The sequence below is a fragment of the Macellibacteroides fermentans genome (genome assembly GCF_013409575.1).
Taxonomy (GTDB): domain Bacteria; phylum Bacteroidota; class Bacteroidia; order Bacteroidales; family Tannerellaceae; genus Macellibacteroides; species Macellibacteroides fermentans.
Map to the genome: position 1 here is coordinate 1,134,766 of NZ_JACCCY010000001.1, position 12,778 is coordinate 1,147,543.

10 protein-coding genes and 1 pseudogene are annotated in these 12,778 nt (G+C 42.2%); 7 read left to right on the top strand and 4 right to left on the bottom strand.

Annotated features, from left to right (window positions below; translation table 11 throughout):
• Nucleotides 1-43 precede the first annotated feature (43 nt).
• The 4 genes and pseudogenes from F5613_RS04810 (at nucleotide 44) to F5613_RS04825 (ending at nucleotide 6,510) form a co-directional block, all read left to right on the top strand.
• Complete coding sequence (locus tag F5613_RS04810) at nucleotides 44-1,378, top strand: replicative DNA helicase (protein WP_068185923.1); 1,335 nt, start codon at nucleotides 44-46, stop codon at nucleotides 1,376-1,378.
• Between the two features lie 5 nt (nucleotides 1,379-1,383).
• Nucleotides 1,384-3,153, top strand: coding sequence for a CHC2 zinc finger domain-containing protein (locus F5613_RS04815; protein WP_179398872.1), 1,770 nt, complete (start codon nucleotides 1,384-1,386; stop codon nucleotides 3,151-3,153).
• A 386-nt stretch (nucleotides 3,154-3,539) separates the two neighbouring features.
• Nucleotides 3,540-4,026, top strand: a pseudogene (locus F5613_RS04820) (DUF5131 family protein); the annotation flags it as partial.
• 225 nt (nucleotides 4,027-4,251) lie between these two features.
• On the top strand, nucleotides 4,252-6,510 hold the full coding sequence (locus F5613_RS04825; RefSeq protein ID WP_179398873.1) for an nSTAND3 domain-containing NTPase: 2,259 nt from the start codon (nucleotides 4,252-4,254) through the stop codon (nucleotides 6,508-6,510).
• A gap of 308 nt (nucleotides 6,511-6,818) precedes the next feature.
• On the opposite strand, the gene F5613_RS04830 is transcribed toward F5613_RS04825, so the two are convergent.
• The 4 genes from F5613_RS04830 to F5613_RS04845 form a co-directional block, all read right to left on the bottom strand.
• Nucleotides 6,819-7,712, bottom strand: a complete 894-nt coding sequence (locus F5613_RS04830; RefSeq protein ID WP_179398874.1) for a PGN_0703 family putative restriction endonuclease — start codon at nucleotides 7,710-7,712, stop codon at nucleotides 6,819-6,821.
• 22 nt (nucleotides 7,713-7,734) lie between these two features.
• Nucleotides 7,735-8,139, bottom strand: coding sequence for a hypothetical protein (locus F5613_RS04835; RefSeq protein ID WP_179398875.1), 405 nt, complete (start codon nucleotides 8,137-8,139; stop codon nucleotides 7,735-7,737).
• 171 nt (nucleotides 8,140-8,310) lie between these two features.
• Nucleotides 8,311-8,763: a GNAT family N-acetyltransferase gene (locus F5613_RS04840; protein WP_179398876.1), complete on the bottom strand. Its 453-nt coding sequence runs from the start codon at nucleotides 8,761-8,763 to the stop codon at nucleotides 8,311-8,313.
• A gap of 19 nt (nucleotides 8,764-8,782) precedes the next feature.
• Complete coding sequence (locus tag F5613_RS04845; RefSeq protein ID WP_179398877.1) at nucleotides 8,783-9,112, bottom strand: DUF3795 domain-containing protein; 330 nt, start codon at nucleotides 9,110-9,112, stop codon at nucleotides 8,783-8,785.
• A gap of 263 nt (nucleotides 9,113-9,375) precedes the next feature.
• On the opposite strand from F5613_RS04845, the gene F5613_RS04850 reads away from it, so the two are divergent.
• The 3 genes from F5613_RS04850 (at nucleotide 9,376) to F5613_RS04860 (ending at nucleotide 12,734) form a co-directional block, all read left to right on the top strand.
• Nucleotides 9,376-10,536, top strand: coding sequence for an acyltransferase family protein (locus F5613_RS04850; protein WP_179398878.1), 1,161 nt, complete (start codon nucleotides 9,376-9,378; stop codon nucleotides 10,534-10,536).
• Between the two features lie 137 nt (nucleotides 10,537-10,673).
• Nucleotides 10,674-11,237 (top strand): Crp/Fnr family transcriptional regulator, encoded by a 564-nt coding sequence (locus F5613_RS04855; protein WP_179398879.1) that lies wholly within the window; start codon nucleotides 10,674-10,676, stop codon nucleotides 11,235-11,237.
• Between the two features lie 261 nt (nucleotides 11,238-11,498).
• Nucleotides 11,499-12,734, top strand: coding sequence for an alpha/beta hydrolase family protein (locus F5613_RS04860; protein ID WP_179398880.1), 1,236 nt, complete (start codon nucleotides 11,499-11,501; stop codon nucleotides 12,732-12,734).
• Nucleotides 12,735-12,778 lie beyond the last annotated feature (44 nt).

Genomic DNA, 12,778 nt, shown 5'->3' on the forward strand with positions numbered 1-12,778 from the left:
CCGACAGGCAGTTCGTTAACCCTAAATTTAAATAACAAACAACATGAAATCAGAAAATATTGGATTCAAAAACGAAATCAGTTTCGTATGCGCTCTCCTTACGGGAGTAGCCGAAAGCAGTCAGGTTTATCCTCGCGTTACAGCAGAAATGCTTACCAGCCGCGAATTAGCGCTGATATACAAGGGAATTATCGAGCTTTTCAACAACGGAAAAGCCATGGACTACACCCTGGTAGAACACGAGATGCGGGCCCTGGACCACGAGCTATATGCCGAGATGAACGGACTAAACTACGTGGGAGACGGATTATTGTCTGTAGTGGACGATGTACACGTTACCACTTATGCCGATCTGATTGTGGAAGAGTACCAGCGTAACAGCCTCCGTCTGCTGGCCATGGAGCTATCCGGAAAGTGCGGTAGCCGGGACATTCCCGTAGAGCAAATCCTACAGTTGGCAAACAGCAAGCTGGAAGAGATTGCCGGCATGGGCGTTAACAGCACCAGCACCCGACAGATCAGTGAAATCGGTCAGGAGGTGGTTGCCCGCCACACCCGATTGTTGGAAAACGGCGGTACTTCGGTGGGCTACTCCACTGGCCTTAAAGGCATGGATAACATTATGGGTGGCTTTATGAGGGGCGAGGTTGCCATTGCCTCTGCCCTAACCTCCCACGGCAAGACAGCCCTCTCCCTTCACATGGCTGTACAGATTGCCCTTCAAAACATACCGGTCTATATCATCTCTCTGGAGATGAGTATGGAACAGCTTTATGGACGTATCCTCATGTCGCTCTCCAATGTGTCCCCGGAGAACCTGCGTATGCACGGACTTACCGAAACAGAGATTGCTGTTGCCAAAAGTCTGAACGAAACAACGCTGCGTGAACTGCCCATCTACATCGACTACATCCCATCGGCAAGACCCGAAGATATCCGCGCCAAAGTAAAGCTGGCACGTAAACGTAAGCAATGCGACTTCTTGATTCTGGACTATATCAACCAGTTGGATTTGGGAAATGCCCACGGCGAGAACCTGGCTACTTCGTTGGGCCATGCCATGAAGCGCATCAAGGACCTGGCGGTGGAAGAGAATATTCCGGCACTCGTGATAGCACAGATGAACCGTGAGATTGAGAAGCGCAACGACAACTATAAGCACAAGCTGAGCGACCTGCGCGACTCCGGGGTACTGGAACAGGCGGCGGACGTGGTGTACTTTATCAACCGCCCCGAACTGCAGGGCAATGGCAAAGGCGATGACGGCGAATCCTTGGTGGGTATTGGCACCATCAACATCCTGAAGAACCGTAACGGAGCCACCGGTACAACGAAGTTTCGCTACAACACCCACATGACGAGAATCTCTGATTACTAGCTACTATGGGTAACAGCAAAGAAGAGATAGCGAAGCTGAAGGAGGCCTTGAACATCGAAGACGTAATCGGCACCTACGTGGAACTGGAGTACAAATTAGGAGGTAAGTGTTTAGGATTATGCCCTTTTCACGATGACTCCACCCCCTCCATGCACGTACACACCGGAAAGCAGATCTTTAAATGTTTTGCCTGCAACGAAGGCGGTGATGTGATCGCCTTTATCAGCAAAATAAAATCGTGCACCTTTGCCGAGGCTGTTAATCTGTTGCGCCAGGAATGGTGCAACGGATCAACCCCTCCGCCACAACACATCGAGCGAAGGGCAAAAGCCAAGGCACAGAAGCCCGCCGCTACGCCCGCACAGCTTGCCGCCATGGAAGCCGAAAACGTAAAGTTCATGCGGTCGATGTATGGGTTTCACCCTCCCCTGGCTACATTGGGAGATTTAATGAAAGCAGGTTATACAGGATCAATAGTTAATACCGGATTGGTAAACGACACCAGGTTACTAGGTAATGCTGAGTTGGTTAACGATACCAGATTGATGGGTAATGCTGGGTTGGTAAAGGGCACCAGATTGATGGGTAATGCTGGGTTGTTAAACGACACAGGGTTATTGAACAACCCTGAATTGGAGGATAATACTGGTGGGAACGGCAACGGGTTGAACCGCCATTATAAACCGGAATACTATAGCTGGATGGAAGGAGGCAAATACCACCCCGATTGCGATGGCATTACCCAGACCTATGTGGATTACGAAGTAAGCATGGCAAAAAGTACGGTGCCCAGCGCATTTAAAGCCATGAGGGGACGGATTGTATTCCCCATCCGCGACGAAAACAACCGGCTGGTTGCCTTTGCAGGACGAACCACCCAGACCATCACGGACGAAAACAGGAGTTACACCCCTAAATACGTAAACAGCCAAACAAGCGACTTGTACAACAAAAGCCGCACCCTGTACGGTTTGCATCTGGCAGGAGAAGCCATACGGACAGAGACCTTTGCGTTCCTGACCGAAGGCTACAAAGACACCCTGGCCATGGTGGCAGCAGGATTTAAGAACACCGTTGCCCAGTGCGGCGCCGCCTTTACCGACGATCACGCCGAGCTGCTGAAGCGTTACACCAAACGCGTAGCCGTATTGATGGATGCCGACGACCGCGGACGCGAGATAGCAGCTGCAGCCATCGCCGTACTCCATCGCCACGGCATGCAGACCAGCGAGTTGCTTCTCCCACCCGGCGAAGACCCCGACTCCCTCTTCCGCCGCATAGGAAAACACGCCTTCCGCACCATCGTTGCAGAATCCCAACTAACCGGACATTTGCAAGCACTAAAGGAAAGCACCGGAATGGAGCTGGCAAGTTTTGCATCTTCTACACTTGGAAGTTCTTCTACCCTGTCAAACAGAAATGGAGACCCTTCAGGCTTACAAGGAACAGCCGGAACCGGAAACCAAGAAGTAATCCAGATGAATGGGGAAGCAACAAATATAGAAGGTCACTATCTGGAGGCTGACAGTTTAGATATAAAAGGAACGGAAAGACAATCAGGAAACAGCAGTGACGCTGTATTGCAAAGCGATCGCCCCCGGCTAATGGCACGGGAGCAGGAACTGCAACACCAAATGCGAAAGCTGGGAAGCAAACGCTTCCTTTTCGGTCAGGGCCCCGAGCGAATGCAGATCAATACCGAATTGATGAAGCTCCGTTCCCAACTCTCCGAAGTAAGCAAACAACTAAACAGGCCCGTAGTCTGGTATAAATAAAAAAGGCACCGGTCGGGTAAAATCTAACAATGTCAGAAATTACAACACCCTGACCGGCTGCCTAAAATACATTTTCACGTTGATTGATTTATTTGGTTTAGGTTATCTATCTCTCTTACCCCCGTCCACTTTTCGCAACGGACGGGGGTTTTTACTTAATAAGAAAAGCCTCCACAGAAGAGCTTAATCTTTCATTCTACGTTTTGCAAATACGGTGTTTAATTTCCTTGGATATAACATGTACTAAATCTTTTGTCTTACTAAATTTCGTCTTAAATTATTCCTTTTTTTCGGATAATATAGGTTTAATAGTGATTAGATTTGTACGTTATCGATACGGAAAGGTAAGCTGTTTGAAATGGTAAAGGTTCTAAAAAGCAAGTGCTATGGAGGTAAATGCCGTCGAAAAGAAATCGACCCTTTGGAATCCGTGGCACCGATACCACAAGCTGAGTGAGGGTCGCCACCATTGTTACGTATACCGTGGGGATGCACGACGAAACATAGACAGATCGGTGATAACGCAGACGAAAAGTTTTGATGTGCCCGTCCGAGGGAAACGAAACGGAGAGTACAAGATCCCCTCCGGCACGCTGGTCTAAACCTGCTTTACTTCCGATTTCTTTGTGGAGGATGACAACCTGTGGAGTTCCGATGCCTGGAAGATGATTCGCCAACGGAGCAACCTTCACTTCTTGATAATTACGAAGCGAACAGACCGTTTGACTCAATGCCTGCCAGCAGACTGGGGCGAGGGCTACGAGCTTGTTACCATCTGTTGCACTGTAAAGAACCAATCTCGTGCCGACTATAGATTGCCAATTTACCGCTCCGTCCAACAAGAAAAAAATAATTATTTGTGAACCGTTTCTGTAACGAATCAATCTTGCAACACACAACATTAGCTAATGCATGGAGTAGGTTGTAACGGGCGGTATTTGTTACGAAAAAGGTAGATGAAATTTCCCTTTTTTTATACCACGACTTACAATTTAAACCTCTTGCGAATTTATTGACTCGAAAGGATATTTTCTTATTATTATATTAGTCTTTCTCCATATGAAGGCGTAACTTTGCTTTCTAAGATTCTATTAACATATGATTGATTACGATTTTAAAGTTCTGCAATATAACGAGTTTGAATGCCTTACTCGAGATTTGCTTCAAGAAGAGTTTAGTATTCATATAGAGAGTTTTAAAGATGGAAGAGATAATGGTATTGACTTACGTTTTGGAAAAGTTAAGGGAGAGACAACAATAGTTCAAGTAAAGAGATATAAAGAATGGAACGAACTTAAGACCCAGCTAGAAAAGGAGGTGTCAAAAGTACAAAAACTTAATCCGAAGAAATATTTATTATCTACTTCTGTTGGTCTTTCTCCTCTGAATAAGTCTATTATTATGGAGATGTTCTCTCCTTATATAGAGGACACTAATGATATTTACGGTCGTGATGATTTGAATAATCTCTTAGGTAAGCACAAAAAGATAGAGCAGAAATACTATAAACTTTGGTTGGCAAGCACAAATATTTTGCAGGAGATTATATACAAAGATGTTATTAATTGGTCTAGTTTTGAGATCAACCAGATAAAGGAACAAATCACTTCATATGTTCACAATGACAGTTTTAATCAAGCATATGAAATTCTTAAAGAATATCGCTATGTAATTATTTCTGGAATCCCCGGTATAGGTAAAACCACCTTGGCAAGGATGTTGTCATATAATATTCTTGCTAGTGGCTACGAAGAGTTTGTGTGTATTACTGATAATTTAAGCGATGGAGCTAAACTCTTTCAGAAGGGGAAAAAACAAGTTTTTTTCTTTGATGATTTTCTCGGTTCAAATGTCTTTGAACCTGTAGAAAAGGATTTTGACAAGAAGCTGACATCTTTTATTGATGCCATAAAAAGAGAAAAGGATAAGGTGTTTATTCTAACCACCCGTGAATACATCCTTTCTGAAGCCAAAAGTCGATATGAAAAGTTTCAAATAAACAATATAGAAATAGCTAAGTGTACAGTGGACCTTAGCTCCTATACTAAATTCATAAGAGCGAACATCTTATATAACCATTTGTCGAATGCAAATCTCCCTGATACATACATTGATCAATTATTAAGAAATAAGAGATACAAAAGTTTAATTGGTCATCCTAACTTTAACCCACGAATTATTGAAACCTATATAGATAGAGGATTGTGGAAAAAATATCCTGTTGAAGAGTTTATGCAACGCTTTGAAGAATTCTTTTACAAACCTACGATGGTCTGGCAACAAGCTTTTGAAAATCTTGACATTAAAGCACGTTATGCGCTACTAGTTTTTGCGTCAATAGGAAAAGAAATATTTCTTGAAGATTGGTACACATCCTTTATCTATTTTTGCAAAACAACGCATTCCCAGTTGGGATTAGTATGCGATGAATTTGAATGGAGGAAAATTATAAAGGTTTTGCAAGACTGTTTCATTAAAACAAAAAATTGCGAAGGACATACGATAGTATCTTATTTTAATCCCTCTGTTCTTGATTTTATTATAGTTTATTTGGCAGATTTCAAGGATATTCAGAGGTTGCTTATACAAAACTCCTATTTTGTAGAGCAACTCTGTACGATATTCAGAGATTCTCCAAGGTCTTTCTTTGGAGCTGATGCTTATGTCATCATAACTGAGAACCTTTACAAGGATATTGTTGATAGATTCAAGCAAATAATGAACGGCACTCCTGTATCTTGTGAACTTTCAAGGTACAAAGGTTGGATGTACAGACATAGAGGATATAATGAGATTTTATTCTATAAAAACTTCTTAGATAGTTTTCCTATACTTCTCAGAAGAAATGAAGGGCTTTTAGAAAGAAGCATCGACCCCAATGAATTTACATATCAAACTACATCTTTTTCCGATAGAGCAAACCTTTTAGCAAAATTAGATTGGACAAAAATCTCCGCAGATTTGAATATAATAATAGAAGATATATTATATGAGCCTAAAGATATTGTAGGACATCGAGATTTACTGTTAATGTTCGATGAGCTAGGGATGTCTGAGAGAAAAAAGGATAAACATTTAATAAAAACAATAGAGGAAGATGTTTACTCTGAGATTGACACGAATGTCTCTGATGAAAATACGGCAGAAGAGTTATACGGACTACTTGATGAAATTACAAATCTTATACCCTACGAATATTTTGAAAATGATTTTTTAGGTTATCTAGAAGAAAAGAGAAAGGAGTTTGAAGAACCAGAAATAGAATATGATGATGATTTGGGTAGAGAATTTGGAGATGTGTTTCAGGATGATGACACGAGGATTGAAGAAATGATGACATGCCTAAGAGAGAAATAACCGGAAAGCATGACTCGCCATATTTAAGAAGATTTCAGAGATGAGAGAGCTCATGTTCCCATTTTTATCTATTCTCGCGTTTTCGACATTTTTTATGCGTCTTTCCGTCGGCTCAGTCGTTTCCGTTTAGGATGTATCAAAAAATAGGGATCAAGGAAAAACAAGGTTTAGGGCAGGAATGTGTCACCTAAAATTGCTTTTAGCGGGTAAAATCTAACAATGTCAGAAATTACAACACCCCGACCGGTTGCCTTTAAATTGTACTTGCAGTATTTATAATTGAAAACTCTTCACCTATCAAGTATATATTATTCATTATCGACTATATATCTCCTTTGTAAATAATTAATCCAGTTAGTTTGTTCTTCTGTCTTGAAAATTGTCTTCATCAATTCGAAAAGCTCTTCAAAACATATATCTTTAAAACTCTCACGTCCTTTGTCTGTAAGAAGTTTCTTATAATTAGGAAGTGCGTGTTCTGCAAAGTGAATATTACCTTTTGGGTAGAGATGAATGTGATGAAAATAAGCAATTTGCCCAATATCAATCATTGAAAATCCTAATATGTGATTACGCCATATCTGCCTTAAGTCATTATCAGTTATAAAGCGTGAAATAGTTAAATCATCCTTATAAAACCCACATCTCTCTGTCTTAAGTTTGTATGGTCCGTCAGGCTTTAAAATATCTTCTTTCTCCTTTTTACCCAAGCGGTATCCCTGTTCAGTGTATTTGACTTCAATTCCAATACCTCCATTCCTTCCATCTACAGCAACATATTCAATATAAACATCAAATGAAGTACCATCATTAAGATAAGCACTTCGGTTTTCATTCCCCGCAAATTCAATCTTTATGTCTTTAACAAGAGAAATGCCTCCTCCAATAATTTTGTTAAATAGATTTACAGCCCCAGACTTATCTAGTTCCATTGGAGTAAATATATTAAATGGTATATGCTCGCTGCGTAACATATTCGAATATAGAGCTGTTGCTCTGAAATCTGTGACCTTCTTACGAATATAATCCCGATAACCGGCATAGAATATTAATCCATCTTTAGCCGCTTCTGGAGTAAGCATTACTTGTGGATTTTTATCATCGTATGACACTCTCAATATTTCATCTCTAAATTTAAACTGATGAGCTCGAGCTTTACGTTTAAACTCATCATCAAATTTGTATATTTTGCTTCTGGTCATTATTCGATTGTATATTAATGAACTATTTAGAATTAAAAAGACCTTCTATATATTCAAACAATTCGGGATTATTACACATAGGCCTTTGTATGCTGCGTCCACCATTAAATCCATGACTTACCAAGAATGACTCGTTCAGTTCATTTCCTTCAAATTCTTTAACAAGTTGCAACTTACTGGTTATATCGTTAGGAGCCTCTCCGATCCAGAACGCTGAATCTTCTCTTTGAGAATGTATTGCAACAACTTCGGTTTTGTACCTTATACGCCTTTCAGTGGAAGAAGATACAAACACATAAACAATATCGCCTAACGCAAATTTTGTTTTATTTTCAACCCAATTAATAAATCCCAGTTTTTTAAAACTGCCAATATGATCGCATTTATTTTCATTGGCAAACACAATCCATGTTCTATTTTTCATCATTTTTATCTAGTTTTTCTATTTCTTTACTCTTTAAAGCATTCGAATGAGACACAGCGCATTCCATTAAGGTAGCTAATACATGTTGGCCAACAAAAAGGTAGCTCTCAAATATAAGATTAATAATTGATTTATAGAATAATAAGACAGTCCATTTCTGATACATCACTAAAATTAGAATACCCCAACTTCCCTCTTAAAGTAAACCATGTCTTTAAGCAGGATGCCGTCTTCAATCATGGGGTGGTCGTAGTTGTCTGTAAAGAAGTTTTCGATACGGTGCGAGGGTTCAAAGCCGCAACGTTCGTAAAAGCGGACTGAACTGGGTACATCGCCGGTGCCTACTATCATACGGGTGTACTTGCCGATGTAGTGGTTCAGCAGGTGGTTGATCTGTTTCTTTCCGTATCCTTGCCGTTGCGAGCCAGGGGTCACTGCGATATTCTTTAATTCGCATACGCCATCGCCTTCGTCTGTTACCACACAGACGGCCTTCACGCCGTTATCTTCAAGCACAAACATTTCTCCGCGATCAAGATAGCGGTCTATCATGGATTCCTGCTCGTCTGCCAGTAACAGCAATTCCAGGTATTGTTTCTTATGGTTGGTTATTTGAGTGATCTCCATAGTTGAGCCGGATTGTGTGTTACCTTTTGATGGTCATTCTTCCTGCCAGCTTCATCTCGGCAGCAAACTCTGCCACTCCGATTGCTTTGATGCGATCTATGCACTTGCTACGGTCTGTTCTCGATACAAAGCCTATCACCTTTGCAATGATGTTGTTGTATTTCTTACATTCCTTTAACGGCATAAGCTGGCAATCGGCACAGGTGGCGTAGCCGTGTTCGTTGCAGCATTTTCTGATTTCGCACCAGGTGGCTTTCTCGTTTCCATAGCATCCGGGGCATTTGCCCTTAAGCTGACTTTTACAGGCGCCGCAGTAGAGTCCGCAGTAGGCTACATTGTGATTTTCCATTTTCTTATTCTTTTTATTGGTCTGTTTCTAACTATCATTCTTTTTGTATCAGACATGATTGCTAACGGGCAATTGGTTGCTGCAAAAATCGTAGTAATCATTTATAGTACAAAGGAAATAAAAAAAGAATTACTTAAGCCTAAAATATAAAATGAGATGGTATTTAATTGTTGTTTTTTTTGCTTTAAAGCAATTCCCGGTCAAGAGGCAATCCGTACTTTTGTCCACCGATTAAAGAACGAACCAAATAAACTGATCTAGCAATGTCGAAAATTTATGCATCTGCAGCTTTTACCGATTCCAAACCCCATTATAACTTATTGGATGGATTGAGGGGTGTTGCAGCACTTTTAGTGGTATGGTATCACATATTTGAGGGCTATGCCTTTGCCGGAGGAACGCTTATTGAGAGTATCAACCATGGGTATCTGGCCGTAGATTTCTTTTTTATCCTCTCAGGATTTGTTATCGGCTATGCCTACGACGACCGATGGGGCAAGAGCCTTACGCTGAAAGATTTCTTTAAACGTCGGTTGATCCGTCTCCATCCGATGGTGGTTATGGGTGCGGTATTGGGTGCCATCACCTTCCTGATTCAGGGGAGTGTGCAATGGGATGGTACGCACATCGCTACTTCGATGGTGATGGTGGCTTTGCTGCTTACGATGTTCTTTATCCCTGCCATTCCCGGGGCCAACTATGAGGTTCGCGGTAATGGGGAGATGTTTCCGCTGAACGGTCCGAGCTGGTCGCTGTTTTTTGAATACATCGGCAATATACTGTATGCCCTGTTTATCCGTAAATTATCTACCAAAGCGTTGATGGTTCTCACTGTCCTTTTGGGGATTGCACTCACCTGGTTTGCCATGTTCGACATCTCGGGTTACGGAAGTATCGGTGTGGGATGGACATTAGACAGTGTAAACTTTCTGGGAGGTGCTTTACGGATGCTTTTCCCTTTTACGATGGGTATGCTTCTTTCTCGCAATTTTAAACCTATCAAGGTAAGGGGTGCCTTTTGGATCTGTTCTGCCGTATTGCTGGTGTTGTTTACGGTTCCTTATATTGAAGGAACATCTCCCATATCGTGGAACGGACTTTACGAGGCGTTCTGCATCATCGTTATCTTCCCGATCCTTGTCTGGATGGGTGCTTCCGGAAATACAACCGACAAACGGTCTACCCAGATCTGTAAATTTCTGGGAGATATCTCGTTTCCGCTATACATTGTTCATTATCCTTTTATGTATCTGTTTTACGCCTGGCTGATAAAGAACCAGCTGTTTACCTTTGCCGAGACCTGGCAGGTTGCACTGGGTGTTTATTTCTGGAATATCCTTTTGGCCTATATCGTTCTGAGGGTTTACGACGAACCGGTACGAAAATGGTTGGCAGCCCACTTTTTAAAGAAGAAGAGCAAGTAAAGAGCTTCTTGCATTCAATACCTCATCCCTTCTCAAAATGAACTGATCGTTTTATTTTGAGAAGGGATTCTTCTTTTATATGGCTTCTGCCTGAGAAAAGTTCATTATTTTTGTAGAAAGTATAAAATAATGATTCAATGAAAAATATTATTGCCAAGATAAAACAGATACATCCCCTTTCTGATGAAGCTTTGAATGCGCTCATTTCTGAAATGGAGGTGAAGTATTACCCCAAGAATACGTGTATCGTTCATTCCGGCACAACCGACCGTATGGTCTATTTCATTGAAGAAGGTATCACCCGGTCGGTTTTCCATCACGACGGGAAGGATACCACCACCTGGTTCAGCAAGGAGGGTGATGTTACCTTCGGGATGGATTCGCTCTACTACAACAGGCCATCGATAGAGAGTATCGAGACGCTGGAGGACTGCAAAATGTATGTTATCTCCATCGATAAGCTGAATGAACTGTACGAAACATATATCGACATTGCCAATTGGGGACGGATTCTGCACCAGGATGTGAACAAAGAACTCAGCCATATCTTTGTTGACCGGCTGCAGCTGCCTCCCAAAGAGAGGTACGAGAACTTTATGCTGCGTTATCCCGGACTAATCAACCGGGTGAAACTAAAATACGTAGCCGTCTTTCTGGGTATCTCCATCTACACCCTCAGCCGCATTCGTTCGCAGAAGTAACTATTCTTCCATTTCAAACCAATTGATTGTCTCTCCTGATATATAATGTTCTGTTGCCAACCAACAGAACATTCTTTGTGTCGTGGGGAAAGTGGGGCAATACCTTTCCTTTTTTTATCAGTCAGCCAAGTCGCTTGAGAGAAACTATAATAGAGGAATATGTGCATCTGAATCCGTGTAATGACGGATTGAAACTTTATAAGGGGAAGAACCAATAGTTTTTTTCTATATTTGCATATCCTTCTAATTAAATACTTTGTTATGAAAAAGCTGATTTTGACTACTTTGCTGCTTACCGGAATCTTTATATCCATGGTGGCACAGCGGATTGAACCTAACTACGATGAATCCAAAGTTCCTGTTTATGAGTTGCCGCCGCTCCTGGTTTCGGCAAAAGGAAAGCAGATTAAATCTATAAAGCAGTGGGAGTCTATCCGCCGTCCGGAAATACTGGAGATGTTTTCTTCGCAGATGTTCGGAAAAACGCCCGTTTCTCCATTTACCACTTCTTATGAGGTTGTTTCGGAAGATGCCAATGCGCTGGATGGTAAAGCAACCTGCAAGCAACTACGGATCAGCTTTTCCAACGGCAACACTGAGCGGAGCATGCTGATGTTGATCTATCTTCCCAATCATATAAAAGGGAAAGTTCCCCTGTTTTTCGCATACAATTTTGATGGAAACCAGACTGTAAGCTCTGATCCGGGCATTCTGTTCAGCAACCATACATCGGAAAACAAAAGAGGGCTTAAAGTACGCCGCTGGCCCATCGAAATGATTATTTCAAAAGGGTACGGAGTAGCTACTGCCTGCTACCACGATATCTTTTACGACGAAAAAGATAAGCATGCGGAAAGCATACTTCCGCTGTTGGGATACAATCCGGGACAGCCTCTGGAAGGCGACAGCTGGCAAGCTATCGGTGCTTGGGCCTGGGGTATGAGCCGTGCTATGGATTACTTTGAAACGGATTCTCGCATTGATGCGAAAAGGATTGCCCTGATGGGACATTCGCGCCATGGAAAAGCGGCCCTATGGGCCGGTGCGCAAGACCAACGTTTTGCCATCGTCATTTCGAATGAATCGGGATGCGGCGGAGCTGCCTTATCCAAACGGGCATACGGCGAAACAGTTGCAGTTATTACAAATAGCTTTCCACATTGGTTTTGTCCGAACTTCAGCAGATTTGCCAATAATGAACAATCCCTGCCCTTCGACCAGCACGAACTGATTGCCTTGATTGCTCCGCGGCCCGTATATGTAGCCAGTGCCGTTGATGATCGGTGGGCCGACCCGAAAGGTGAATATCTCTCTGCATTCCATGCCGGTGAAGTTTACCGTTTGTACGGCTACGATGGACTTCCTTCCGAAGAGATGCCCGCATTGAATACGCCTGTAATATCCCGCGTTGGATATCATATCCGTACTGGTGTACATGATGTAACTGATTTCGACTGGCAATGTTATTTAAACTTTGCCGACAAATGGATGAAATAGGTTGAAAATGCAAAGTTGTAAGAATGAGTAAAGACCAATTATTA

Coding starts and splice junctions, on each gene's coding strand:
- F5613_RS04810 (WP_068185923.1), top strand. CDS start 44: ATGAAATCAGAAAATATTGGATTCAAAAACGAAATCAGTTTCGTATGC.
- F5613_RS04815 (WP_179398872.1), top strand. CDS start 1,384: ATGGGTAACAGCAAAGAAGAGATAGCGAAGCTGAAGGAGGCCTTGAAC.
- F5613_RS04825 (WP_179398873.1), top strand. CDS start 4,252: ATGATTGATTACGATTTTAAAGTTCTGCAATATAACGAGTTTGAATGC.
- F5613_RS04830 (WP_179398874.1), bottom strand. CDS start 7,712: ATGACCAGAAGCAAAATATACAAATTTGATGATGAGTTTAAACGTAAA.
- F5613_RS04835 (WP_179398875.1), bottom strand. CDS start 8,139: ATGATGAAAAATAGAACATGGATTGTGTTTGCCAATGAAAATAAATGC.
- F5613_RS04840 (WP_179398876.1), bottom strand. CDS start 8,763: ATGGAGATCACTCAAATAACCAACCATAAGAAACAATACCTGGAATTG.
- F5613_RS04845 (WP_179398877.1), bottom strand. CDS start 9,112: ATGGAAAATCACAATGTAGCCTACTGCGGACTCTACTGCGGCGCCTGT.
- F5613_RS04850 (WP_179398878.1), top strand. CDS start 9,376: ATGTCGAAAATTTATGCATCTGCAGCTTTTACCGATTCCAAACCCCAT.
- F5613_RS04855 (WP_179398879.1), top strand. CDS start 10,674: ATGAAAAATATTATTGCCAAGATAAAACAGATACATCCCCTTTCTGAT.
- F5613_RS04860 (WP_179398880.1), top strand. CDS start 11,499: ATGAAAAAGCTGATTTTGACTACTTTGCTGCTTACCGGAATCTTTATA.